The following is a 23,041-nucleotide window of genomic DNA, read 5'->3' on the forward strand; positions in this document are numbered from 1 at the left end:
CGGGCGCTTTGTCGCAGAATATCAGAGGGGATTCATCACACAGGTGAAGCGCGCACGTGGTTGCGGCGGATCGGCGTGTCTGGCCGCCGGGCCGCCGCGCGTCATCGTCGCAGGCATACTGGGCTTTTCCCCGGGTCGTGCCGTCTTGCATGTGAACGAGGAAGCCATTCCATGAAAGTGCGTGAAAGCGGCATGCCCGAGGAAGCCCGCTGGGCCGGCTTCTTCGATGGCGAGGCCGCCATCGGCCGCTTGCTGGGAGCGACGGTGCACGGCGATGTGCTCGAGTTCGGTTGTGGCTACGGTTCCTTCACGGTGCCGGCGGCGCGACGCACGAGCGGCGTGGTCACCGCGCTGGATATCGAACCGGCGATGATCGAGCGCGTGCGCGGGAAGGCGGCCAGCCTGGGCTTGCGCAACATCCGCGCCGAGCTGCGCGATTTCATCGCCGATGGCAGCGGCGTGGCGGCCACGTCGCAGGCGCACGCGATGATTTTCAACCTGCTGCATCTGGCGCAACCGTTGCCCTTGTTGCGGGAGGCGCACCGGGCATTGCGCGATGGCGGCGTGCTTTCGGTGATGCACTGGCGCAGCGACATCCCGACCCCGCGCGGGCCGCCGCTGGCAATCCGTCCGACGCCGCAGCAGTGCCGGCAATGGCTGGAGGAAGCGGGGTTCCACGGCATCGAATCCGTCGATCTGCAGGATGGCTGCCCGTTTCATTTCGGCCTGATCGGACGACGCTGATTCACCCGCGAGTGTTGCGCATGCCAGCGTGAACGCGGGCGGCAGCGAAGGCGCCGCGTGATGACACGCGAATCAATTCGCGGCGGATTCGCCCGTCGCCAGCCATTGCCGCGTTTGTGCCAGCAGCTCGCCGGGCGGGGCGGGCGGCAGGATCAGCGCGGCTTCGTCCACCGTCGGCGGTTCCAGCGTGGCGAGCTGGCTGTCCAGCAGCGACGGCGGCATGAAGTGTTCGCGTGCGCGCATGCGCCGGTCCAGTTCGTCGCGCGGCACCTGCAGGTAGACGAAGCGCACCGCCCCGGCCCGACGCAACCCGTCGCGGTAGCTGCGCCGCAGCGCCGAGCAGGCCACCACCACGCTGTATCCGCCGCGCAGACGATCGCTCATCCACGTTTCGATGGCGGCCAGCCAGGGCGCGCGATCGGCATCCGTTAGCGGTTGGCCGGCCTGCATGCGGGCGATGTTGGTGGGCGAGTGCAGGGAGTCGCCTTCCAGGAAAGGCCAGCCCTGCGCCTTGGCCAGTGCCGCGCCGAGGCCACTCTTGCCGCAGCCGGACACGCCCATCACCACCACCGCCACGGCCTTGCCCATCTGTTTGCCCTTGCACCGGTTTGCGATGGGCCACCGTAAGTGCGGCGGCCTGCTGGCGCAAATGATGCTTTGTCTTCGGGCGAGGCGGCGGGCTTGTTTGGCCCCTTCAGGCCCCTGCGGGAGGCTGATGTTCAAATTCCGTGATGAAACCGCTTGAAAGACGTTTAAAATCGGCGTTAAATTAGGATTAAGCCAAGAGCATTCAATTGCCTGTAAGCTGTTGTTGCAAGCCAAACAAAAGAAACATCATATAACTGGTTGTTTTCAAGATGATTATCTGGACCACCTTGCTGCTGTGCCTGTCGACCATCGCGTTCTGCGCGGTGAAGCGGGTGCCTGCGGGGCAGGTCTACAGCCTGTACCGGCACGGCAAGCCGACGCGTCTGCTGCAGCCGGGCACGCACGTGGTGCTGCCGCTGCTGGACCGGGTGGCACATCGCATCGACCTCGGTGGTCGCGTGCTGCGCTTCCAGGAAGCGCTGGCCGATGCGCGCGACGTGCACGGCACGGTGTATTGGCAGGTGCTGGAACCGGATCGTGCGGACGCCATGATCGACCAGGCCGACCAGCTGATCCGCCGTGGTGCGCTGGAAGCATTGCAGAGCGAGCCGGCCAACATCGCGGCCGACCGTCGCGAGTTGGGCATGCAGCTCAAGCAGCGCCTCAACGGCGTGCTGCGCGAGCGCGGCGTGATGGTGACCCGCGTGGAACTGGATATCGCCTGAGCCGACGATATGAAATGGGGATGCAGGGCTGCCCGAGAGCGCCCGCACTGGGGAAATTGCAAGTCTTGACCCGCCACCCGGCGGGTTTTCCTTTTGGCGGCCACGCCGGATACTGGCCGACCCATTTGACACCACGGAACTCCGCATGACCGCTCGCACCGCCTTGCACAACCGACTGGAACAGGGCGTGGCCACGCTCGGCCTGTCGCTGCCCGACGGCGCGCTGGAACGGCTGCTGGATTACCAGGCCTTGCTGGAACGCTGGAACGCCGCCTACAACCTCACCGCGGTGCGCGATCCGGTCGAGATGGTCACCCGCCACTTGCTCGATTCGCTGGCGATCCTGCCGTACGTGCAGGGCGAAACCCTGGCCGACCTCGGCACCGGTCCGGGCCTGCCCGGCATCGTGCTGGCGATCGCGGCGCCGGGGCGACAGATCCTGCTGGTGGATTCCAATGGCAAGAAAGTCCGCTTCCTGCGCGAGGCGATCCGCGCGCTGAAGCTCGACGGCGTGCGCGCGCTGCAGTCGCGGGTGGAACAGGTGGAAGGCCAGTTCGATTGCATCACCGCGCGCGCCTTCGCCAGCCTCGCCGACATGCTGGGCTGGGGCGGCCACTTGTTGGCGCCCGACGGCGTGTGGCTGGCGATGAAGGGCCGCGATCCGGCCGACGAGCTGCCCGGCGTGCCGGCCGGTTTCGCCGTGCGTGGCATCCACGCACTGGCGGTGCCCGGGCTGGAGGCGGAACGCCGCCTGGTCGTGCTGGGCCGCAGCGGCGCTTGAGCTTCGCCCGTGGCCCGACCAACCCACCAAAGCCCGACAGGCTCCCGGCCGGCCTGCTAATCTAGCCCTCCTTTCGCTCGCTTACGGTATCGACGACCCATGGCCCGCATCATCGCCGTCGCCAACCAGAAGGGTGGCGTCGGCAAGACCACCACCGCTGTCAACCTTGCTGCCGCGCTGGCCGCGGCCAAGCGCAAGGTGCTGCTGGTCGACCTCGATCCGCAGGGCAACGCGACGATGGCCTCGGGCGTGGACAAGCGCGAAGCTCGCCCGAACGGTTGCGAAGTGCTGCTCGACGAAGCACCGATCGAGCAGGCCATCGTGGCCACCGAGGCGCATTTCGACCTGCTGCCCGGCAACGGCGACCTCACCGCCGCCGAACTCAAGCTGATGGATGCGCTGGCCCGCGAGAGCCGGCTGAAAGAACAGCTCGCCAAGATCGCGGACAAGTACCAGACCATCCTGATCGACTGTCCGCCGTCGCTGCACCTGCTCACCCTCAACGCGCTGACCGCGGCCGACGGGCTGCTGATTCCGGTGCAGTGCGAGTACTTCGCGCTGGAAGGCCTCTCGAGCCTGCTGGAGACGGTGAAGGCGGTGCGCCAGCGGCTGAATCCCGCGCTTGAGATCGAAGGCCTGCTGCGGACCATGTACGACGTGCGCAACAACCTCGGCAACGAGGTCTCCACCCAGCTCACCGAGCACTTCGGCGACAAGGTGCTGCGCTCGATCATCCCGCGCAACGTGCGCCTGGCCGAAGCGCCCAGCCACGGCCAGCCGATCCACCTGTACGACCGCAGCTCGCGCGGCGCCATCGCCTATATCGGCCTGGCCGGCGAAATCATCCGCCGCGAACGCGGCGCGCAGGCGGCGGTGAACGCCTTGCACGACATGCACGACGACGGTGTCCACGAAGAAGTGGTCGACACCGCCGCGTATCTACACCAGGAGCACTAAGCAGATGGCCGCCGCGAAGAAACGGGGATTGGGACGCGGGCTCGACGCCCTCTTGGGCGGCGAAGGCAGCGCCTCGCCGGCGGTAACCGAACAGGAAGGCGAGCTGCGCAACCTGCCGATCCAGCAGATCCAGCCCGGCAAGTACCAGCCGCGCCGGCACTGGAACGAAGACGCGCTGGACGAACTGGCCGCGTCGATCAAGGCGCAGGGCCTGATCCAGCCGGTGGTGGTGCGTGCCATCGGCAAGGACAAATTCGAGCTGATCGCCGGCGAACGTCGCTGGCGCGCCGCGCAACGCGCGCAGATGAGCGAGATCCCCGCGCTGGTCAAGGAAGTGGCCGAAGCCGCCGTGCCGGCGATGGCACTGATCGAGAACATCCAGCGCCAGGATCTCACCCCGCTGGAAGAGGCCGACGCGCTCAAGCGCCTGGTCGAGGATTTCGACCTTACCCACCAGCAGGCGGCCGACGCCGTGGGCCGCTCGCGGGCTTCGGTGTCCAACATGCTGCGCCTCACCGAATTGCCGGCGCCGATCCGCAAGCTGCTCGACGAAGGCAAGCTGGAGATGGGCCACGCCCGTTGCCTGCTGACTCTGGACGAAGCCATCGCGCTGCCGCTGGCGCGCCAGGCCACCACCATGGGCTGGTCGGTGCGCGAGCTGGAAGACGCCGCGCGTCGTGCGCAGACCGCGCCCAAGGGCAAGGCGAAAAGCGTTTCGCGCGATCCCAACATTGATGCGCTGGAGCGCGAGCTGGCCGAACGCTTCGCCACCCGGGTGGAGCTGGCGCAGGGCCGCGGCGGTCGCGGCAAGCTGGTGATCCACTACCACAGCAATGACGAGCTGGACGGCATCCTCGGCAAGATCCGCTGAAACAGCAGCAGCGAGTGAACAGAAGTGAGGAGTGAGAGCCGAACTTCAGGCCTTCTCTCACTTCTCGCTCCTCTCCACTCACTTCTCACCAGGTTATTTCCTCATGCCACAACTCTCCGTCGTCGTTCCCGTGTTCAACGAACGGGACAACATCCCGCCGCTGCTCGCCGAGATCGCTGCCGCGCTGCGTGGCAAGGTCGACTACGAGGTGATCTACGTCGACGATGATTCCGTGGACGACAGCCGCAAGGTGCTGACCGTGCAGAAGGCCAGTCATCCGGAATTGCGGGTGTTGCACCACGTCACCCGCAGCGGCCAGAGCACGGCGGTGTGGAATGGCGTGCGCGCGGCGAAGTCGCCGTGGATCGCCACGCTGGACGGCGACGGTCAGAACGATCCGGCCGACATTCCGAAGCTGCTTGCCGCGCGCGCTGCCGCTTCACCGGAAGTGAAACTGTTCGCCGGCTGGCGCACCACCCGCCGCGACAGTTTCAACAAGCGCATCTCCTCGAAGATCGCCAACGCGGTGCGTTCGCGCATGCTGAAGGACGCCACGCCGGACACCGGTTGCGGCCTGAAGTTGTTCGAGCGCGAGGTGTTCCTGCGCCTGCCGTATTTCGACCACATGCACCGCTACCTGCCGGCGCTGGTCAAGCGCGCCGGTTTCCAGAGCCAGAGCGTGCCGGTCGGGCATCGCCCGCGTACCGCCGGCACCTCCAAGTACGGCATGCTCGACCGCCTGTGGGTGGGCCTGGCCGACCTGCGCGGCGTGGCGTGGCTGATGCGTCGCGGCAAGGTGACCCGGGTCGAGGAATCCTGAAAGCCCGTCCAGAATCTTCCCCCGTCGAGCGCACAACTTGACGGGGTAGGTGCCCGCTCGCGGGCGATGCTTTTGCTCTGGCGCCCTTCGACACGTTCAATACAAAAGCCTCGCCCCCTGGTGGGTTCCTGCAAGCTGTTCCTGGTGACAGAAGCGGCGTTGCCTGGGCAAGGCTCTGGATCGGCGCTACTGATCTGCGTCACGCCGCGTCGATGACGGCGGCGTATGCTTGAAGCTTCCCGCCAAGGGAGGTTTGTCGTGAGCATCAGTGTCAAGCGTGTGTACGAGCCCGCTGCGAAATCCGATGGCCAGCGCGTGTTGGTCGATCGCCTGTGGCCGCGGGGAATGAAGAAGGAAGACGCCGCCATCGATCTGTGGATCAAGGATCTGGCGCCATCCACCGAATTGCGCCAGTGGTTCGGCCATGACCCGGCGCGCTGGGAAGGTTTCCGCCACCGCTACGCCAGCGAACTGGACGAGTTGACCGAGCATTGGCGAGCGCTGGCCGAGCAGGCCGAGCGACATCACATCACCCTGCTGTTCGGCGCGCGCGACGAGGAGCACAACAACGCGGTGGTGCTGAAGTCGTACTTGGAAACCTGGCTGAAGAAGCACGGCCCGGGTTGAGATGCCGGAGCTCCCTTTCCCGCTTGCAGGACAGGGTTGGGGAAGTGACCAGTGGTGCTACGCGCGCCCCGGATGATGCTCGCGCCAGCCTTCCAGCACCTCGCGGGTGCGCTCGCGGCCCAGCTCGATCAGTTCCCGGGCGCGGTAGAACTCGTAGACGGTGGAGACATTGCGCGGCAGCTGGATCAGCAGGTCCGGCTCGTAGGCGGCCAGGCGCAGGCGTGCCAGGTTGGCCTGCATCAGGTCCATCGAGCGCCCCATCAGTTCCAGCACGCCCGGTTCGTGGGTCTTCACCTCCGGTTTGTCGCCGCCATGCGGCAACAGGCGGCGCAGCAGGCCGCGATGCCGGGTCTTGTCGTCCAGCGTGTCCGGCGTGGCGGGTTCGGCCGCGCCATCCAGGCTGACCGCGACCAGGTAGTCGGCCGGATCGCGGATCAGCGGTGTCACCGGCACCGGGTTGAGCAGGCCGCCATCGAGCAGCCGGCGGCCGTTGATGGTGTGCGGGCGGAAGATGGTGGGAATGGCGATGGAGGCGCGGATCGCCTCGAACAGCGAACCGCGGCTCAGCCATATTTCGCGTTCGCGGTCGATGTCGGTGGCCACCGCGGTGAAGGACAGCGGCAGGTCCTCGATCTGCTCGTCGCCGATCATTTCCAGCAGGGTGCCGATGATCTTCTCGCCCTTGATCAGGCCGCCACCTCTCAGCGTCCAGTCGACCAGCTTGAGCACGTCGAGCTTGGCCAGCGTGGTGACCCAGTCGCGATATACGTCGAGTTTGCCGGTGGCGTAGATGCCGCCGATCAGCGCGCCCATCGAGCAACCGGCGATGGCGGTGATCTGGAAACCCTGGGCGGTCAGTTCCTCGATCACGCCGATGTGTGCCAGCCCTTTCGCGCCGCCCGCACCCAGCGCCAGCGCCACGGTGGGCTTGCGTGGGGCATCGCTGTCGGTGAGGGCGGGAAGCGTGGTGTCGTTCGAAGGCATGTTCGGCGGCTTGCGTGGGATCGGGGTGGAGGTTTCTTGCGGGCGGCAGGGCGCGAAGCGCGGCGCCGCTGGTGGGCTGTCGTTGCGCCAGGCACGTGCCCGTGTAGCATGCGTCCATGCCCTGTCGGCAGCAACCCAGCATGCGCCATTCCGTGAGATTCGTGAAAACGCCAGTGTGCCGCGCCGTTTCCTTCGTCCGCATCGACGGGGAGCGCGCATGAGCTGGCAGGCCTGGGCGACGGTGGCCATCATCGTGCTGGCCATGGCGCTGTTCGCCAGCGAAAAGGTGCGCATCGACCTGGTGGCGCTGATGATGCTGGCGGCGTTGGTGATCCTGGGCATCGTCAGTCCGCTCGATGCGTTGAGCGGTTTCAGCAACGAGGCCACCGTCACCGTGGCGGCAATGTTCGCGCTGAGCATGGGCATCGAGCGCTCCGGCGCGCTGGAACCGCTGATCCGGCTGCTTTCGCGGATCCGGCAACCCTGGTTGCTGACTCTGGCGATGATGCTGGCGATCGCGCCGATCGGCGCCTTCGTGAAGAACATCGCGCTGGTGGCCACGTTCCTGCCGTTGGCGTTGCGCGTGTGCCAGCGCACGCACACCTCGCCAGCGCGGGTGCTGATGCCGATGGCCTACGCGGCGCAGATGGGCGGCGTATGTACCTTGATCGGCACCTCGTCCAACCTGCTGGCCGACAGCTTGGCGCGCAAGCATCACCTGCAGGGCTTCGGCGTGTTCGAGTTCGCGCCGCTGGGCGTGGTGCTGGCGGTGGTCGGCATCACCTACCTGATGCTGGTCGGTCGCTGGCTGCTGCCACGTCATGTCGATGCCGAGCAGCCGGTGCAGGCCGATGTCGGCAAGTACGTGACCGAGCTGGAAGTGACGGCCGATTCCGCGCTGATCGGGCAAAGCATCGCCGCGGCGAAGCTGGGCGAGAAATACGGCGTGTACCCGCTCGAATTGCTGCGCGGCGAAAAGCGCATGTGGTCGCCGCACTCGCAGGAGATCGCCGAGGGCGACGTGCTGCTGGTGCGCGGCGACTGGGACAAGATCGAGGATTTCCAGCACCGTGCCGGCCTGCGCAACGCACCGGAAAGCCGCTACGTGAAGGATCGCGAACGCAGCCGCGTGATGATCGAACTGATGGTCGCCCCGGCCAGCCCGGTCGAGGGCCGGCGCTTCGCCGAAACCGGCATCGGCTGGCGCTACGACGCGGTGGTGTTGGCGATCCACCGACGCGGCCAGGTGCTGCGCGACAAACTCAGCGACGTCGGGCTGGCGGTGGGCGACGTGTTGCTGGCGCTGGTCGACGAAGACGCCCTGGCCAACCTGCGCAACGACGAGGCGTTCATCGTGCTGAGCGAGCGCGACGAAGCCCATCGCACCCCGCGCAAGGCCTTCTACGCGGTGGGCATCATGCTGGCCGTGGTGGTGGTTTCGGGCATGCGCTGGTTGCCGATCCCGATTGCCGCGATCTGCGGCGCCGTCGCGATGGCGCTGACCGGCTGCTTCGGGCGCAAGGACGTCTACGAAGGCATGGACTGGAAGATCATCATCCTGCTCGGCGCGATCCTGCCGTTGGGCATGGCGATCGACAAGACCGGGTTGTCACACACCTTGGTGCAGCTGGGCCTGGGCGTGGTCGGTTCGCACGGGCCGCTGGCCGCCCTGCTGATGGTGTACCTGCTCACCGCGCTGCTTACCGAACTGATGGGCCACAACCCGTCGGTGGTGCTGATGGTGGGCATCGCCGCGTCGGTGGCCGGCGCGATGCACGTCGACCCGCGGCCCTTCGTGGTGGCGGTGGCATTCGCCGCGGCCACCTCGTTCGCCACGCCGGTGGGTTATCCGACCAACACGATGGTGTACTACGCCGGGGGCTACCGCTTCACCGATTTCATGAAGGTCGGCATTCCGCTGATCCTGGTGTTCTGTGCGCTGTCGATGTGGCTGATCCCGCACTTCTGGCCGTTCCATCCCGCCGCCGCACACTGATGCCTGACTCCCTCTCCCCGCCGGGGAGAGGGTTGGGGTGAGGGGCCAACCTCGCTGAAGGTGGCATCGGAACGAGCTTCGTGCCGTACATGATGGTGCTGCGCGTTTTCATTCCCTCGCGCTCAGGCAACGTAGCCGCCGGCGTCCTTCATCGCGCTCAGGCGTAACCGCTCAGCGACAGGTGCAGCAGCGATTTCATCTCTTCGCGCAGCGGCACCGGCGCCACGATTTCCGCGTCCGGGCCGTACTTCAGCACGTCCATCAGCAACTCCCTGGAATTGGAATACGGCAGTTGCAGTTCGTAGCGTCCGTCGGGCAGCCACGTGCCTTTCTGCTGCGAATGCCAGTGTTCGTCGGCGACCCAGCGGGAGGCATGTTCGGAGAAACGGATGGTGGCCCACGCCTTGGGCGTGCCGGCGAAGATGCCGTAGCTGGAGGCCAGGGTCTGGTCGAGCTGGGCTTCGGCCACGTCGATGGCGGCGGTGTCTTGCGCGCGTGGTTCGACGATGCGGTCCACCGCGAAGCTGCGCAGCGCCTCGCGGTCGTGGTCCCACACGTCGAGGTACCAGTTGTCGCGATAGTGGGTAAGACGCTGCGGCGATACCGTGCGCCGGCTGTCGCTGTTGGTGGTGCGCGCGCGATAACGGAAGCGCAACTGCTTCCGTTCGAGCACGGCACCGGCCACGGTGCGGAATACCTGCTGGTCGAGCTTGCGTTCGCCCCACGGGATCACCCGGATGCGTTCGATCGGCAGCACCTTGCCGCTGCCCTGGTCGCTCAGCAGGTGTTCGATGCGCGCCTTGAACGGGGCCAGTGCGCCGGCCAGCACGCCGGGTCCGCTGCGCCCGATCAACTCGTTCAGCGCCAGCAAGGCGGCGAGCTCGTCGGAAGTCAGCCACAGGCCGGGCAGTTCGAAGCGTTCGGCTTCGCCCTGCTCGTAGCGGAATGCCGCGTGTTCGCCGCCGGCGCTTTCGATCGGTGCGCCCAGCGCATCGCGCAGGAAGCCGATATCGCGGTACAGCGTGGCGCGCGAGCAGTCGAGCTCGTCCATCAGGCTGGGCAACGGCACGGGATAGCGTGCCGATTTCAGCACGCGGTGCAGGGTATTGATGCGCTCGTAGCGATCCATGGCAGTCATCGGAAGCAGGCTTTGTGTAGCATGGGGACGCCGCGCCGTGGCTGCAAGCCCGTGCCGGTTGCGCAGATTCCCCCGTTCCCGCTGCCAGAGAGGATGCATGCCCGACGAAATCAGCCCGCCCACCGGATGGGCCGCGACCGTGTTGCGAGTGCTTGCGGTATGCGGCTATGGCATGTGGATGCTGCTCGGGCTGGGGTTGGCGCTGGGCGTTTACAGCAATGGCCGTGGCGAATCGCTGGTGCCGCTACTGGTGGGCGCCGTGTTCGCCAGCCTCGGCCCGCTGCTGGCCAGTGTGGGCGTGCCGGGGTTGCGTGACTGGCGCGGCTGGCGGCTGGATTCGAGCCTGCGTCCGAGCCGCGAGGCGCTGCTGGCGATGCTCACCTACCTGCCGATGCTGGGCGTGGCCGCACTCGCACGTGGCGACAACGATTTCTGGGCTACCCGGCTGGTCAGTGCCGTACTGGCCGCCTGCAGTTTCGCCTGCCTGGTGTATGCGGCGCGGGGCCAGCGCCCGCGTCGACGCGGCGGCCTGACCGGGCAGTTGCCGGTCGATCGGGTGATCACCGCCTGTTACGGCGGCGGCCTGTGGCTCTTGCTGTGCGTGGTCTCGCAGGATCCGCTGGTGCGTACCGGCACCACCCGCATGTGGATCATCGGCCTGCTGTTGCTGGCCCTGCTGCTGGGCTTGGCGGAAGGCATGCGCTGGCAGTCGGTGGCCGGTCCGGTACGCAGTGCGCCGCGGCGCTGGCAGCGTCGCTTCATGGCCGCCGTGCTGACTTACGCGGTGCCTTGCCTGGGCTTGTTGCTGACGCATTACTGGGCCGATGCGCGCTGGCTGGTGTTGCTGGCGGCGCTGTGTTGTGTCGTGGGACGCAGCATCGAGCTGCGCTTGTTCGAAGCCGTATCGGGACGCTAGGCGCGTGGCTGCCTGGTCCGGCCGGCTTCGGCAGACACGGGCGGCAGGTCCGGCTCGCTGGCCGCCAGATAAACGCCTTGCCGGGATTGTTCACGGCGGATTCAAGCCATCCAGCTATGGTGCTCATCCAACATTGTTTTAACAATAAGGGACCTTACCCCATGAAAAAGATCCTGCTTGCCAGTCTCGTCCTCGCCTCGCTCGGCTGCTTTGCCGTCCAGGCCCAGGATGCACCGGGCACCAATGTTCCTGCCAACGGCGACTGGACGGGCTCGGGCGAGCTCGGTTTTGCCTCCACCACCGGCAACACGCGCTCGCAGAACCTGGACGCCAAGCTGGGTCTGAACCAGGAAAACGCGCAGTGGAAGAACAGCTTCTTCCTCGACGCGCTGCGTTCGAAGAGCCAGGTGAAGGTGGTGAATCCCGACGGCACCACCTACAAGAAGTACAACACCACCGCCAACCGCTACGACGGCGGCGCGTCGGTGGGCTACAAGCTCGATCCGCGCAGCTACATCGTGGGCGCGGGCCGTTACGAGCATGACGACTTCGGCGCCAACCGCTGGCAGGCGATCGTCTCGATCGGCTACGGCTATATCGCCCTGAAGACGCAGCGCACCGAGCTGTCGTTCGAAATCGGTCCCGGTTTCAAGGAATACCAGCCGGCCGACACCACCGTGACGGTGAACGGCGTCAGCCACCCGTACACGCAGGATCGGCAGAAGGAAGTGGTTGCACGTGGCCTGGTCAACTACAAGTACCGGCTCACCGCCAACACCTCGTTCGAGAACACGTTCCTGATGGAAGCGGGCTCGAAGGACAAGTACTTCCAGGATGATGCCGGCCTCAACGTCAGCATGACCAAGAAGCTGTCGCTGAAGGTGGGTTACGAAGTGCGCCATCACAGCACCGTGCTGCCGGGCGTGAAGAAGACCGACACGCTGGCCACCACCAATATCGTCTACAACATCTGACCGGGCGGCAGCGCCTCGTAGATGCCGCCTTGCCGCCGTCAGGCCAGGGCGATGCTTTTGGAGCCCGCTCGCGGGCGATGCTTTCCCGTGCCCCCGCACCAAGAGCATCGCCCGCGAGCGGGCTCCTACACTCGTTGCTGCAGCCCCAAGGGGTGCGCCCGGAATGGATTGAACCGGCGCTTGTCCGCGTAGAGCGCGAAAAACCTGTCGCGCATGTATGGCTTCAGCCTTCCAGCAAGGCGCGTGCGCCTTGCGCAAACAGCATCTCGGCGACTTGTAGACCCAGGGCCTCGGGCTGGTCGTGCGTACCGGTGGCTTCGGCCAGCAGCAGGCGACCGGTGGCGGCCTCGCCGACCATGCCGCGCAGGTGCAGGCCGTGTTCGGCCACCGTGCACCATGCGCCGACCGGCACCGTGCAGCTGCCGCCCAGGGCGTGGTTCATCGCCCGCTCGGCACTCACCGCCAGGCGCGTTTCGGCATCGTCCAGCACGGCCAGCCGCTCGTGCACCGCGGCGCGCTGCACGCGTGCCTCGACGACAATCGCTGCCTGCCCCGGGGCCGGCAGCCATGCCGGTGCCACCAGCCGGCTGCGAATGCGCTGGTGCAGGCCCAGCCGTTCCAGCCCGGCGCAGGCCAGCACGATCGCGTCGTAGTCGCCGTTGTCGAGCTTGGCCAGTCGCGTGCCCACGTTGCCACGCAGGTCGAGCAATTGCAGGTCGGGCCGCGCGGCGCGCAACTGCGCCTGCCGGCGCAGCGACGAGGTACCTACGCGCGCGCCCTGTGGCAGCGCGGCCAGGTCCGCGGAGGTGTTGCTGACGAAGGCGTCGGCGGGGTCGGCGCGCGGCAGGATCGCCGGCAGCGCGAAGCCCGCTTCCAGTTCCGCCGGCATATCCTTCAAGCTGTGTACGGCCAGGTCGGCGCGGCCGTCCAGCATCGCCACTTCCAGCTCCTTGAGGAACAGCCCCTTGCCGCCGATCGCCGCCAGCGGCTTGTCGAGGATTTCATCGCCGCGTGTTGTCATCGGCACCAGTTCCACGCGCAGGTCCGGATGCGCCGCACGCAGCAGCGACGCCACGTGTTCGGCCTGCCACAGCGCAAGCGCGCTCTGGCGGGTGGCGATGCGCAAGGTGGTGGGGGACATGGCGACTCCGCGACGAAACAGGACAGGGCGGTATTGTCGCGCAATCAGCTCACGCCCGCGGGCGACGTGTTGCCGCGCCCGGGAGCCTCGAAGACATCGTCATTCCAGCGAAGGCTCACTGTTGTCCGGAATAATTTTGAGCCCTGTGGTTCCACATGACTTGTATCGATACCGCACCCTCGCTCGTCATTCCGGCGCAGGCCGGAATCCAGTAGCCGTATGGCTTGGACAGGCGTGATCGCTACTTGATGACCAGACAGCCGTCTGTTGAAAGGCGCCTCCGGCCTGCGCCGGGATGACGAGCCGGAGAGGTGGTCGCTGCCAGAAATGGAGTCGCCCCCTTGTTGCATCTCGCGCAAACGGCGCGGGTATTCACTCTCGAACGACATCCCAGGATTATTCCGGACAGCAGTGAGCGAAAGCTGGAATCCAGCGTCCTTGGTTTTTCAACGGCCTGAAGTCGCTGGATTCCGGCTTGACCGGCCCTTCGGCCGCTGAGAGCCGCCGGAATGTCGTATTCAACGGAGTTATGCGGGGCGCCTAGCCCATGCGCAGCAGTTTGCGCACCGCCGGCAGGTTGCGCCGGCTGACTTCGGGGCTGAGATCAGTGCCGGCGAGACGTGCCAGCACGCGGCCGTCAGGCAGGCTTTTCAGACCAACCAGGCGTGGCGTGGGCACCAGGCAGTTGCGGTGCAGGCGGGTCAGCTGGTCGGGGTAGGCGTCTTCCAGCTGGCGCAGCGATTCATCGATCAGCAGTTCGCCGCCGGTGTGGCGCACCAGCACGTATTTCTCCTCGGCGAGCAGACAGATCACCTCGTCCAGCGCCACGCGCACCTGTTCGCCGCGCACGCGTGCGTGCAGATGGCCGGATGGCTCGCGTGGCGTGGCGTCGAGCCGCTGGCGTGCACGCTGCACGGCTTCGCGCAGGCGTTCCAGCCGCACCGGCTTCAGCAGGTAATCCACCGCGCCCAGCTCGAACGCATGCAGCGCATGGTTTTCGTAGGCAGTGCAGAACACCACCTGCGGGCGCGCGCGTCCGGCCAGCCGTGCCGCCAGCGCGGTGCCGTCCAGGCCAGGCATGTTGATGTCCAGCAGCAGCAGGTCGGGCTGCAGTTCGCCGAGTGCGTCGAGCGCGGCGTCGCCGTCGCCGACACTGCCGGCGATATCCGTGCCGTCGCATTCGCCCAGCAGGGCGGCAAGCCGCGCGCGGGCCAGCGGTTCGTCATCGACGATCAGTACGCGCATCGTCGTTTCCCCCTTGATTCAACGTGTGTTGCTTGTCGTCCAGCGGCAAGTGCAAACGCACCACGAAGCGGTCGCCCTGCGGACCGGCCTGCACCTGTGCCCGCGTACCGTAACGGAAGGCGATGCGTTGGCGCACATTGTCCAGGCCGTGGCCATTGCCGGTGCGCGCCGGCGTGGCGGGCAGCGGGTTGTCGATCACGATGACCAGTGCGCGTGCTTCGCGTCGACCCTGCAGGATCACCTCGCCGCCTTCGCGCAGCGGCTGGATGCCGTGGCGCACGGCGTTCTCCACCAGCGGCTGCAGCAGCAGGCGCGGCAACGGGAAGTCGCGCGGAAGTTCGTCCAGTTCGCGGCGCACGCGCAGGCGTTCACCCAGCCGCAATTGCTCGATGGCCAGATAACGCTCCACCAAGGCCAGCTCGTCGCCCAGCGTGCCGTCACGGGTTTCGTGCTGGCCCAGCGCGGCGCGGAACAGTTCGGAGAGATCTTCGATGGTGCGTTCGGCGGCGGCCGGGTCCACCCGCACCAGCGCAGCCACCGTGTTCATGCTGTTGAACAGGAAGTGTGGCCGGATGCGTGCCTGCAGCGCCTCCACCTGCGCGCGCGTCACCGCCGCCAGCCGTGCCTGCCACTGCGCCAGCACATAGAAGTAGCGCAACATGGCGGCGCCGAGCAACGCGGCGATCAGCGCGTTGTCGCCGATGAAGCGCAGGTTGCCGCCGTGGATCAGCTCCAGTTGCAGCGCGCTGTCCATCCAGCGTGCGACCGCGCTGGCCAGCACCACGATCAGTACCATCAGCAGCCACACGCCGGCATACGGCCCATAGCCGGGCAGCCGTTGCAGGTACGGCGACAGCTTGCACAGCGCCACCGCCAGCAGCAGCGCCAGCCATGCCACGAAGGCCATGCCGATGGTGAAGGCGCGCCAGTCACGCGCGCCGTCCGGCGCCAGCCACATCACCGCCACGGTGAGCGCGCCGACCACGAACAACGCGAACAGCGCCGGCAGGCTGCAGAAGTCCGGCAACGGATTGCGTTCGGCGCGTGGGCGGGCGGGTTCACTCATGCGGCGCAGTATGCCGCAGCGGAAGGTTCAGCCGGCGAGCCGCTGGCCCAGCCAGTGACGCAAGTCGGCAATTTCCTCGGCGCAGACGGCGTGGGCCATCGGGTAGGTGTGCGCATCCACCGCGTAGCCCAGCGCTTCCAGGCGCGCGCGGGCATCGGCGCCACGCGGCGGCACGACCACCGGGTCGAACGTGCCGTGGCCCTGGAAGATCGGCGTTGCCGCATTTGCCGCGTTGCGTTCGGCTGCCAGCGAATCGCCCAGCACCAGATAGGTGGACAACGCCACGATGCCGGCTAGCCGGCGCGGATGGCGCAGCCCGGCCGCCAGTGCGATCGCGCCGCCCTGCGAGAAGCCGGCCAGCACGATGTGCTCGTCCGGCACGCCGCGCGCGTTCTCGCGCGCCAGCAGCGTTTCCACGGCCTCGATCGAGGCGCGCATGCCGGCCTCGTCCTGGCGCGCGTGCAGCTCGAAATCGGCGATGTCGTACCACGCCCGCATCGGCATGCCGCCGTTGATCGTCACCGGTCGCGTGGGTGCATGCGGAAACACGAAGCGCAGCGCCGGCCACTCCGGCGCCACCAGCTCCGGCACGATCGGCGCGAAGTCATGGCCGTCGGCCCCCAGGCCGTGCAACCAGACGATGCTGTGCGTGGGGTTCGACGCGGTTTCGTGTTCGATGGCGGGCAGGAGTTCGGACATGGCGGGTATCGCTGCAGGGAAACGCACAGCTTAATGCCTTGTCGAAGCCAGCTCTGCCGGGGAGGTTTCAATGCGCCTGAGGCCCGCGCGCCTCCCCCTGCATGCAGGGGAAGGCTGGGAGGGGGGGTAACCTGGCTTGCCGCAGGGCGGGCTGACCTCGGTCCTCCCTTGCTTCCACACAGTAAAGGGCAGCGAACGTCAGGCTATCGCGGCAGTCGATGCCCGCGCGCGCTGGTGCGAAGCGTGGATGGTATCGCGTTCCGGCAGCGTGCCGTTGGCGACGTGGGCCATCCATTCGTCGGTGCGCATCACGGCGGCAAAGCGCGACTGCTCCACTACCGCGAATACGCGATGGATCTCCTCGGCCGTGGCGATGCCGGCACGATTGGCGTAGGGCACGCTGCCGGATGCATCCATCAGAAATTCCACCTGCAGGCCGTTATCGAAGGCGTGCTTGATCGTGGTGTCGTTGCAGTTGTGCGTCATGTAGCCGACCACGGCGAGGGTATCGATGTCGTGCCTCTTGAGCCAGTCGGCAAGGTCGGTACCACTGAATGCACTGGGCAGCAGCTTGCGCAGGTAGTGGTCGCGCGGGCGGCTGGCGACCACTTCGTGCAGCTTCCAGCCGTGCGAGTCGATGGCAAACAGTGGCGAATCGGCGGGCGACGTTTCCTGGACCACGATCACCGGAACGCCGGCGGCGTGCGCGGCATCCATCGCCTTGCCGATGTTCTGCAGCGAGTCGGCTATCGGTGGATATTCGATACGCAAACCGCCGGTCTCGTATTCATTCTGCACATCGATAACGACCAGCGCGCGACGTGGTGTGCCCGGATGCTGGGTGTGGGTCTGGCTCATGGCGATATGTCTCGGATGCTTGGGACGGTTGCCCCGGTGAGCAAATGATCCGCCGGTGAAGGCCCACTGGAGAGTGGCCCAAATGACATAATTAGTTAGAATCGGGCCATAAAGCAGGAGTCATGTCATGGCGTTGGTCAAGGTGGCCATTGCGGCATTCGACGATATCCGGCCGTTTCATCTGTCGGTGCCGTGCGCGGTGTTCGGCGAAGCGGCTGGCGCCGAGCCGTTGTTCGACGTGCGCGTCTGTGCGGCCGAATCGGGCGAGTTGCGCAGCCATGCCGGTTTTACCATCGGCACCCACCATGGCCTGCGCGAGCTGGAGCGCGCGCAGATCGTGGTCGTGCCCTCGTGGCGTGATGCACACGAGCCGGCGCCGGCGCCGCTGCTCGCGTCCTTGCAGCGTGTACATCGGCGCGGTGCACTGGTGGTGGGCTTGTGCCTGGGTGCTTATGTACTGGCTGAGGCGGGCCTGCTTGATGGTCGGCGCGCCACCACGCACTGGCGCTGGACCGAGCAGTTTGCGCAACGCTTTCCGCAGGTGCAGGTCGATCCGGGCGTGCTGTACGTGGACCAGGGTAACGTGCTCACCTCGGCAGGTACCGCCGCAGGTATCGACTGTTGCCTGCATGTCGTGCGTCGCGAATTCGGTGCCGAAGTGGCCAATCGTATTGCCCGCACGCTCGTGGTGCCACCGCATCGGCAGGGCAGCCAGGCGCAATACATCGAGCAGCCCGTGTTGGCTGCAACCAGTGAGGGTCCGTTGTCGAAGACGCTGGGATGGGCTGCGCGACATCTGGACACGGCACATAGTCTCGACTCACTTGCCGCACGCGCGGCGATGAGCCGACGCAGCTTCACCCGGCATTTCCGCCAGCACACCGGCACCACCGTAACCCAGTGGTTGCTGAGCCAGCGCTTGATGCTGGCTCAGCGGCTGCTGGAAACCACCGCGCAATCGATCGAGCGTATCGCTGAGCGCGCCGGTTTCGGTTCCGCACTGTCGATGCGCCATCACTTCAGCGTGGCCTTCAATACGACGCCATCGATGTACCGACGGGAGTTCCGGGGTGGCTGACGCAACGCCACCAAGCTAACTGTGGTCGTCTGGCCCCAAATGCATCACGACGGGGCGGACCATGAGTGGTTTCAGAACGCTGGAAAGGACCAGCTGATTAACACCTGCCCTGACGTCATTGTCGGTAAAGCCATATTGGTGAAGTAAGGCGCGTTCCTCATGTGTGATCCCTGCCTCCTGAGCCAATGGCTTGTGCGTTACTGCGGTGACCGGTATCAGACGAAAGGTGACGAAGGCGCGGGCCTGTGCCGACACCGGCTGGCCGTCGATGGTTTCCGGAGTCCAGGTTCCATGCTGGAACCAGTCAACGACGCTGTGCCGCAATAGATTGCAATCCCTCTCGGCGCATTTGGCCAAACTGACAACCGCGTTGCCATGTGCGGGCAACGTGCCGAGCAAGAGGACCAGGCCCTGCAGACGCGTTCGCATCGCCTCGGGTGGATAGCTTGGACGTGCCTTGAACAGGCTGGTTTTCGGCCCTTGCCGTAGGTAGCTGACCTTCAGGTCGAGTTTGCCCCCCGCCGCCGGCAAGACGTCCAGACGGGCAGTGATGAATGTGTGCACGGGCACACCTTTGCCATTGCGTTGGACCGGTGCGAAACGCCAGTAGCGGATGGCCTGGTCGAGTACGCCGGCAATACCGGGGGCTACGCTTGGTTCCGCTTCCGTCTTCGTCACGGCGCCTTGCGCATTGACGATGGCGCCGACGGTGAACTCAGCCGCGCGCGCTTGCTGTGCGCAAACGCTGGATTGCCACATGACCAGCAGGCCTGCAGCTAGGAGCAATGCAATTCGTTTCATGGATCCCCCAGGCATGTATCGAGGGTCACTATACTGCGAGCATGGCATGCCTACTTGGCCGGTAAACCGAGCTCCTGCGCGAAGAAGGTCAGCATGATCGCGGTGTTGCCCACGCGCTGGCTGAACGGGGCGCCGAAGCCGTGGCCGGCGTTCATGCGGGTCAGCAGCAGGATGGGTTGTCCCGAGTTGCTGGCGCGTTGCAGGGCGGCGGTGAACTTGCGCGATTGCCACGGTGCCACGCGCGGGTCGTTCGCGCCGGTAGTCATCAGCACGGCCGGATACGCGGTGTGCGCTTTCACGTTCTGCAGCGGCGAGTAAGCCAGCGTGGCCTTGAACTGCGCGGCGTTGGCGATGCTGCCGTATTCGGGGATGTTGTATGCGCCATTGGAGAAGTTCGTCTCGTGGCGCAGCATGTCGTAGATGCCGACCAGCGACACCACTGCGCGGTAGTCGCCCGGATGCTGCACCAGCGAGGCGCCCATCAGCAGGCCGCCATTGCTTGCGCCGAGGATGCCGAGGTGCTGGCGGTCGGTCCAGTGCGTGTCGAACAGGGCGAGTGCGGCGGCGTGGAAGTCGTCGAACACGTTCTGCTTGTCCAGTTCCTGGCCTTGCGCATGCCAGCTCTGGCCGTCCTCGTTGCCACCGCGGATGTTGGCGAAGGCCAGCACGCCGCCGCGCTCCAGCCACGCCATCTCGGCGCCGACGAAGTGCGGCACCACGGGCAGGTCGAAGCCGCCGTAGCTGTACAGGATGGTGGGACGATGGCCGTCGGGGTCGACGCCCTGCATCGCCAGCACGGTCACCGGAATCTTCGTGCCGTCCTTGGAGGTGCCGTCGATGCGGTACGTGTGCACCTTGGAATAATCGGCGGCAGCCTTCACCTCGAACACGGTTTTCAGCGTGCCGGCCCTGGCGTCGTATTCCACCCAGCGTGAGGGCGAAGTCCAGCCGCTGTAGCTGATCAATGCGCGATCCTGGCCGTGTTCGGCGGCGATGCCGCCGATGCCGATGCCGTGCGCAGGCAAGGGCAGGCGGCGCACGAACTGGCCGTTGTCGGCGTACTGCTCCACCCACCAGTCCGGGCCCCAACTGCGCACCAGCAGGAAGCCGTCAGCGATCGGCTCGATGCTTTGCACGGCGCCTTTGCGTTCACCCAGCACTTCGGTGGTGTTGCCGTGATCATCGACGGCGAGCAGCTTGCCGCGCGGCGCGTTGGCAAAGCTCGCCACCAGCAGGCGGTTGCCCACCCATGCCGCGGTGCGCACGTTGGCGGCGTCGCCCAGTACCTTGGTCCAGTGCTTGCCCTCGCGCAGGTAGACCTCGGCCGGGCCGCCGTCGCCCACGTTGGCGAGTACGGCCAGTCGCTTCGCACCCGGCGAGGTGAGCAGGCGGTATTCGGCGATCTTCGAGAAGTCCTTGCCGAACACCACGGTGTCCTGTGTCGCCGGCTCGCCGAGCGTGTGGTGCAGCAGCGCGGCGTGGAACGGTTTCACTTCGTGGCCGGCCGGCGGTGGCGGCAGGCGCACATAGGTGAAGCCCTTTTCGTCGGCATCCCATGCCAGTCCCTGCGGGGTGGCGCCGCCACCGGCCCACGGCATGGCATCGGGCAGCACCTTGCCGCTGGCCACGTCGAGCACGTGGATGGTGGTCATCTCGCTGCCGCCCACCGCCGTGCCGTAGGCGAGATAGCGGCCACTGGGCGAGGGCCAGTACGCGACGATGGCGGTGTTGCCGCCGTTCGCGTTGAGATCCACCAGTACGCGCGGCTGGCCGTCGGGCCACGGCTGCGCGATCAGCTGCGGTTGCGGTTGCGGCGGGGTTTCCTGCATGTAGAACAACGTGCCGCCGGCCAGCATCGGCGAGGAGCGCGTGGTGGAGGTGATCGCCAGCTGCTGCACGCGCGCATTCATCGCCTTGCCGTCGGGCATCGCCGCCAGCACCTGGTCGGTGTAGGCGTTCTGCGCCTTGATCCACGCCAGCACGGCGGGATCCTCCGGATTTTCCAGCCAGCGGTAAGGGTCGTTCACGGTGACCCCGTGCAAGGTGCTGGAAGCCGTGTGGCGTGGTGTGGCCGGCGGCTGCGGCGCGGCCCGGGTGCTGCCGGGTTTCATGGCTGGGGCTGCAACGATCGGCATCGACGCACAGGCCAGCAAGAGGATGGAAAGGGCGAGACGCATGAGAATTCTCCGCGGCGGGATGGCAGGAAAACACGATGTGTTCGGTGTTTGCGTTTGGACGTCCATACGATGCAAGCGGCGATGGCCGTCGATGTGGATGCCCGGATCATGGCGCGCCTGATGTTCAATGCGAAGCGGCATCAGCCCAGGGCGAGCGACCGCCGTTGGCGATAAAGCGGTCGATGTGCTGTTCCAACACGGGCAGGGGCACCGATCCCGACGCCAGCACGGCGTCGTGGAAGGCGCGCAGGTCGAAGCGCGGGCCGAGTGCCTGTTCTGCCTTCGCGCGCGCCTGCACGATGCACATCTCGCCAAGGTAGTACGACAGCGCCTGGCCGGGCCAGGCGATGTAACGGTCCACCTCGGTGCGGACTTCATGCTCGCTGAGCGCGGTGTGCTCGCGCAGGTAGGTGCACGCTTGCGGGCGGCTCCAGCCGAGGTGGTGCAGGCCGGTGTCGACCACCAGCCGGCACGCACGCCAGGCCTGGTAGGCGAGGTAGCCGAAGTGGTCGTACGGGGTTTCGTACAGGCCCATTTCCACGCCCAGCTTTTCCGAGTACAGCGCCCAGCCCTCGATGTAGGCGGAAATGTGGGTGAGCCGACGGAACGCCGGCAGGCCATCCAGCTCGGCGGCCAGCGGCATCTGCAGCGCGTGTCCGGGCGAGGCCTCGTGCAGGGTCAGCGCGGTCAGCGCGTACAGCGGTCGCGAAGGCAGGTCGTGGGTGTTGAGGAGATACATGCCCGGACCGCCGCGACCGCTGGTGTAGAACGGTGCCAGTTCCGCCGGCACCGGCTCGATCGCGAAACGCCGGCGTGGCAGCCGGCCGATGTAGCGTTCGATGCAGCCGTCCACGCGACTGGCGATCCATGCCGCCTGCCGCAGCAATTGCTCGCCGGTCTGCGGGTAGAACTGCGGATCGGTACGCAGGTAGTGCAGGAACGACTCGAAGCCGCCGTTGAAACCAGTGCGGGTGATGGTGGCCAGCATCTCCTCGCGCAAACGCGCGACTTCCTGCAGGCCCAGCGTGTGGATGGCTTCCGGCGCCATATCCAGCGTGGTGAAGCGGCGGATCTGCGCGCGGTAGAACGCGGCGCCGTCGGGCATCGCCTCGGCGCTCAGGGTGGCGCGTGCCTGCGGCAGGTACTCGTCGCGGATGAAATCCAGCAGCTTCGCGTGCGCTGGCAACACCACCGTGCGAATGGCCGTGGCGGCGCGCTCGCGCAGATGCGCCTGCGTGTCCGCCGGGATATTCGCGGGCATCGTGCGGAACGGCGTGTAGAACAGGTTGTCCTTGATGCACGCGGTGTCGAGCACTTGCGCGATCGATTGCTCGCGGCCGGTCAATGTCACCCGCGGCACGCTGAAGCCGCGCGCCAGCCCGGCACGCATGTTGGCGATGTGCTCATTGAAGTAGCGCGGGATGTCGTGCAACTGGCCGAGATAGCGTTCGTAGTCGTCCGCGTCGTGGCGTGCGCGTCGCGCGGTGAAGCCGAGGTCGGTCCAGAACGCACTGTCGCTGTTGAACGGCATTTCCCAGCAGCGGAATTGTTGCTGGCTCAGCAGGGTTTCGATTTGTGCGCGGTAGACAGCGAAATCGGTGGCGTCGCGTTCGCCCAGCTGGTCGAGCGGGAGCGCGTCGAGCTGGGTGAGCACGTCGCGCCAGTAGTGCTCGCGCTGCGATTGAGTGGCGGCATCCACGCGCGGCAGATGATCGGCGGGAGCACCTTCGCCGTCCTCGTCATCGAAGCCGGCGAACTGTTCGCGCCGCCACGCCCACTCGCGTTCGTACAGCGCGCGCAGGCGGGCGCCGGCTTCGTTCGGCGGGACGCTGGTCGGGGCGGGCGTGGTGGTCAT

The 23,041-nt window shown here is 66.6% G+C and carries 22 protein-coding genes; 11 read left to right on the plus strand and 11 right to left on the minus strand.

Annotation, left to right across the window (positions count from 1 at the left end; translation table 11 throughout):
* The first annotated feature begins 171 nt into the window (after positions 1–171).
* Positions 172–744 carry a class I SAM-dependent methyltransferase gene (locus tag BMY90_RS14530; RefSeq protein WP_008215341.1) on the plus strand — a complete coding sequence of 191 codons (573 nt, stop codon included), beginning with the start codon at positions 172–174 and terminating at the stop codon, positions 742–744.
* Positions 745–816: 72 nt separating this feature from the next.
* Here the strand turns inward: BMY90_RS14530 and BMY90_RS14535 are convergent, their stop codons facing one another.
* Entirely contained in the window at positions 817–1,332 is a 516-nt protein-coding gene (locus tag BMY90_RS14535; RefSeq protein WP_092704956.1) for a gluconokinase, read from the minus strand.
* 269 nt (positions 1,333–1,601) lie between these two features.
* Between BMY90_RS14535 and BMY90_RS14540 the strand changes: the two genes are divergently transcribed.
* The 6 genes from BMY90_RS14540 (at position 1,602) to BMY90_RS14565 (ending at position 6,113) form a co-directional block, all read left to right on the plus strand.
* Positions 1,602–2,057, plus strand: coding sequence for an SPFH domain-containing protein (locus BMY90_RS14540; RefSeq protein ID WP_008215345.1), 456 nt, complete (start codon positions 1,602–1,604; stop codon positions 2,055–2,057).
* Positions 2,058–2,202: 145 nt separating this feature from the next.
* Positions 2,203–2,838: a 16S rRNA (guanine(527)-N(7))-methyltransferase RsmG gene (rsmG, locus tag BMY90_RS14545; RefSeq protein ID WP_092704958.1), complete on the plus strand. Its 636-nt coding sequence runs from the start codon at positions 2,203–2,205 to the stop codon at positions 2,836–2,838.
* 99 nt (positions 2,839–2,937) lie between these two features.
* Positions 2,938–3,795, plus strand: coding sequence for a ParA family protein (locus BMY90_RS14550; RefSeq protein WP_008215348.1), 858 nt, complete (start codon positions 2,938–2,940; stop codon positions 3,793–3,795).
* A gap of 4 nt (positions 3,796–3,799) precedes the next feature.
* Positions 3,800–4,666, plus strand: a complete 867-nt coding sequence (locus BMY90_RS14555) for a ParB/RepB/Spo0J family partition protein (protein ID WP_008215352.1) — start codon at positions 3,800–3,802, stop codon at positions 4,664–4,666.
* A 103-nt stretch (positions 4,667–4,769) separates the two neighbouring features.
* Positions 4,770–5,486, plus strand: coding sequence for a glycosyltransferase (locus BMY90_RS14560; protein WP_008215354.1), 717 nt, complete (start codon positions 4,770–4,772; stop codon positions 5,484–5,486).
* Between the two features lie 258 nt (positions 5,487–5,744).
* Positions 5,745–6,113 carry a DUF488 domain-containing protein gene (locus tag BMY90_RS14565; RefSeq protein WP_008215357.1) on the plus strand — a complete coding sequence of 123 codons (369 nt, stop codon included), beginning with the start codon at positions 5,745–5,747 and terminating at the stop codon, positions 6,111–6,113.
* Positions 6,114–6,170: 57 nt separating this feature from the next.
* Here the strand turns inward: BMY90_RS14565 and BMY90_RS14570 are convergent, their stop codons facing one another.
* The gene (locus BMY90_RS14570) at positions 6,171–7,097 is read right to left on the minus strand and encodes a patatin-like phospholipase family protein (protein ID WP_008215358.1); all 927 of its coding nucleotides are present in this window, start codon (positions 7,095–7,097) and stop codon (positions 6,171–6,173) included.
* A gap of 217 nt (positions 7,098–7,314) precedes the next feature.
* Here BMY90_RS14570 and BMY90_RS14575 point away from each other — a divergent pair, with 217 nt between their 5' ends.
* Positions 7,315–9,093, plus strand: coding sequence for an SLC13 family permease (locus BMY90_RS14575; protein ID WP_092704960.1), 1,779 nt, complete (start codon positions 7,315–7,317; stop codon positions 9,091–9,093).
* Between the two features lie 157 nt (positions 9,094–9,250).
* On the opposite strand, the gene BMY90_RS14580 is transcribed toward BMY90_RS14575, so the two are convergent.
* Complete coding sequence (locus tag BMY90_RS14580; RefSeq protein WP_008215362.1) at positions 9,251–10,222, minus strand: helix-turn-helix transcriptional regulator; 972 nt, start codon at positions 10,220–10,222, stop codon at positions 9,251–9,253.
* A 106-nt stretch (positions 10,223–10,328) separates the two neighbouring features.
* Here BMY90_RS14580 and BMY90_RS14585 point away from each other — a divergent pair, with 106 nt between their 5' ends.
* Entirely contained in the window at positions 10,329–11,147 is an 819-nt protein-coding gene (locus tag BMY90_RS14585) for a hypothetical protein (RefSeq protein ID WP_008215363.1), read from the plus strand.
* A 161-nt stretch (positions 11,148–11,308) separates the two neighbouring features.
* Positions 11,309–12,121 carry a DUF481 domain-containing protein gene (locus tag BMY90_RS14590; protein ID WP_008215366.1) on the plus strand — a complete coding sequence of 271 codons (813 nt, stop codon included), beginning with the start codon at positions 11,309–11,311 and terminating at the stop codon, positions 12,119–12,121.
* A 223-nt stretch (positions 12,122–12,344) separates the two neighbouring features.
* Here BMY90_RS14590 and hemC read toward each other — a convergent pair whose 3' ends face one another.
* From hemC to BMY90_RS14615, 5 genes are all read right to left on the minus strand, one after another.
* Positions 12,345–13,262 (minus strand): hydroxymethylbilane synthase, encoded by a 918-nt coding sequence (gene hemC, locus BMY90_RS14595; protein WP_092704962.1) that lies wholly within the window; start codon positions 13,260–13,262, stop codon positions 12,345–12,347.
* Positions 13,263–13,802: 540 nt separating this feature from the next.
* Positions 13,803–14,507 (minus strand): LytR/AlgR family response regulator transcription factor, encoded by a 705-nt coding sequence (locus tag BMY90_RS14600; RefSeq protein ID WP_008213568.1) that lies wholly within the window; start codon positions 14,505–14,507, stop codon positions 13,803–13,805.
* Positions 14,485–15,573, minus strand: coding sequence for a sensor histidine kinase (locus BMY90_RS14605; protein WP_092704964.1), 1,089 nt, complete (start codon positions 15,571–15,573; stop codon positions 14,485–14,487). Before BMY90_RS14605 ends, BMY90_RS14600 begins: the two co-directional genes overlap by 23 nt.
* Before the next feature lie 27 nt (positions 15,574–15,600).
* Positions 15,601–16,272, minus strand: coding sequence for an alpha/beta hydrolase (locus BMY90_RS14610; RefSeq protein WP_092704966.1), 672 nt, complete (start codon positions 16,270–16,272; stop codon positions 15,601–15,603).
* A 198-nt stretch (positions 16,273–16,470) separates the two neighbouring features.
* On the minus strand, positions 16,471–17,130 hold the full coding sequence (locus BMY90_RS14615) for a cysteine hydrolase family protein (protein WP_092704968.1): 660 nt from the start codon (positions 17,128–17,130) through the stop codon (positions 16,471–16,473).
* A gap of 127 nt (positions 17,131–17,257) precedes the next feature.
* Here BMY90_RS14615 and BMY90_RS14620 point away from each other — a divergent pair, with 127 nt between their 5' ends.
* The gene (locus tag BMY90_RS14620) at positions 17,258–18,208 is read left to right on the plus strand and encodes a GlxA family transcriptional regulator (RefSeq protein ID WP_092704970.1); all 951 of its coding nucleotides are present in this window, start codon (positions 17,258–17,260) and stop codon (positions 18,206–18,208) included.
* 15 nt (positions 18,209–18,223) lie between these two features.
* Here the strand turns inward: BMY90_RS14620 and BMY90_RS14625 are convergent, their stop codons facing one another.
* The 3 genes from BMY90_RS14625 to BMY90_RS14635 all read right to left on the minus strand — a co-directional run bounded on the left by BMY90_RS14625 (position 18,224) and on the right by BMY90_RS14635 (position 23,041).
* Positions 18,224–19,009: an energy transducer TonB gene (locus BMY90_RS14625; protein ID WP_092704972.1), complete on the minus strand. Its 786-nt coding sequence runs from the start codon at positions 19,007–19,009 to the stop codon at positions 18,224–18,226.
* Between the two features lie 50 nt (positions 19,010–19,059).
* Positions 19,060–21,186 (minus strand): prolyl oligopeptidase family serine peptidase, encoded by a 2,127-nt coding sequence (locus BMY90_RS14630; RefSeq protein WP_092704974.1) that lies wholly within the window; start codon positions 21,184–21,186, stop codon positions 19,060–19,062.
* A gap of 124 nt (positions 21,187–21,310) precedes the next feature.
* On the minus strand, positions 21,311–23,041 hold the full coding sequence (locus BMY90_RS14635; protein ID WP_092704976.1) for a DUF885 domain-containing protein: 1,731 nt from the start codon (positions 23,039–23,041) through the stop codon (positions 21,311–21,313).

The sequence above is a fragment of the Rhodanobacter glycinis genome (assembly GCF_900114325.1).
GTDB classification, from domain to species: domain Bacteria; phylum Pseudomonadota; class Gammaproteobacteria; order Xanthomonadales; family Rhodanobacteraceae; genus Rhodanobacter_A; species Rhodanobacter_A glycinis.

Bases quoted from the DNA above. Each gene is read 5' to 3' on its own strand.
- BMY90_RS14530 (WP_008215341.1), top strand. From the start codon at position 172: ATGAAAGTGCGTGAAAGCGGCATGCCCGAGGAAGCCCGCTGGGCCGGC.
- BMY90_RS14535 (WP_092704956.1), bottom strand. From the start codon at position 1,332: ATGGGCAAGGCCGTGGCGGTGGTGGTGATGGGCGTGTCCGGCTGCGGC.
- BMY90_RS14540 (WP_008215345.1), top strand. From the start codon at position 1,602: ATGATTATCTGGACCACCTTGCTGCTGTGCCTGTCGACCATCGCGTTC.
- rsmG (WP_092704958.1), top strand. From the start codon at position 2,203: ATGACCGCTCGCACCGCCTTGCACAACCGACTGGAACAGGGCGTGGCC.
- BMY90_RS14550 (WP_008215348.1), top strand. From the start codon at position 2,938: ATGGCCCGCATCATCGCCGTCGCCAACCAGAAGGGTGGCGTCGGCAAG.
- BMY90_RS14555 (WP_008215352.1), top strand. From the start codon at position 3,800: ATGGCCGCCGCGAAGAAACGGGGATTGGGACGCGGGCTCGACGCCCTC.
- BMY90_RS14560 (WP_008215354.1), top strand. From the start codon at position 4,770: ATGCCACAACTCTCCGTCGTCGTTCCCGTGTTCAACGAACGGGACAAC.
- BMY90_RS14570 (WP_008215358.1), bottom strand. From the start codon at position 7,097: ATGCCTTCGAACGACACCACGCTTCCCGCCCTCACCGACAGCGATGCC.
- BMY90_RS14575 (WP_092704960.1), top strand. From the start codon at position 7,315: ATGAGCTGGCAGGCCTGGGCGACGGTGGCCATCATCGTGCTGGCCATG.
- BMY90_RS14580 (WP_008215362.1), bottom strand. From the start codon at position 10,222: ATGGATCGCTACGAGCGCATCAATACCCTGCACCGCGTGCTGAAATCG.
- BMY90_RS14585 (WP_008215363.1), top strand. From the start codon at position 10,329: ATGCCCGACGAAATCAGCCCGCCCACCGGATGGGCCGCGACCGTGTTG.
- BMY90_RS14590 (WP_008215366.1), top strand. From the start codon at position 11,309: ATGAAAAAGATCCTGCTTGCCAGTCTCGTCCTCGCCTCGCTCGGCTGC.
- hemC (WP_092704962.1), bottom strand. From the start codon at position 13,262: ATGTCCCCCACCACCTTGCGCATCGCCACCCGCCAGAGCGCGCTTGCG.
- BMY90_RS14600 (WP_008213568.1), bottom strand. From the start codon at position 14,507: ATGCGCGTACTGATCGTCGATGACGAACCGCTGGCCCGCGCGCGGCTT.
- BMY90_RS14605 (WP_092704964.1), bottom strand. From the start codon at position 15,573: ATGAGTGAACCCGCCCGCCCACGCGCCGAACGCAATCCGTTGCCGGAC.
- BMY90_RS14610 (WP_092704966.1), bottom strand. From the start codon at position 16,272: ATGTCCGAACTCCTGCCCGCCATCGAACACGAAACCGCGTCGAACCCC.
- BMY90_RS14615 (WP_092704968.1), bottom strand. From the start codon at position 17,130: ATGAGCCAGACCCACACCCAGCATCCGGGCACACCACGTCGCGCGCTG.
- BMY90_RS14620 (WP_092704970.1), top strand. From the start codon at position 17,258: ATGGCGTTGGTCAAGGTGGCCATTGCGGCATTCGACGATATCCGGCCG.
- BMY90_RS14625 (WP_092704972.1), bottom strand. From the start codon at position 19,009: ATGAAACGAATTGCATTGCTCCTAGCTGCAGGCCTGCTGGTCATGTGG.
- BMY90_RS14630 (WP_092704974.1), bottom strand. From the start codon at position 21,186: ATGCGTCTCGCCCTTTCCATCCTCTTGCTGGCCTGTGCGTCGATGCCG.
- BMY90_RS14635 (WP_092704976.1), bottom strand. From the start codon at position 23,041: ATGACCACCACGCCCGCCCCGACCAGCGTCCCGCCGAACGAAGCCGGC.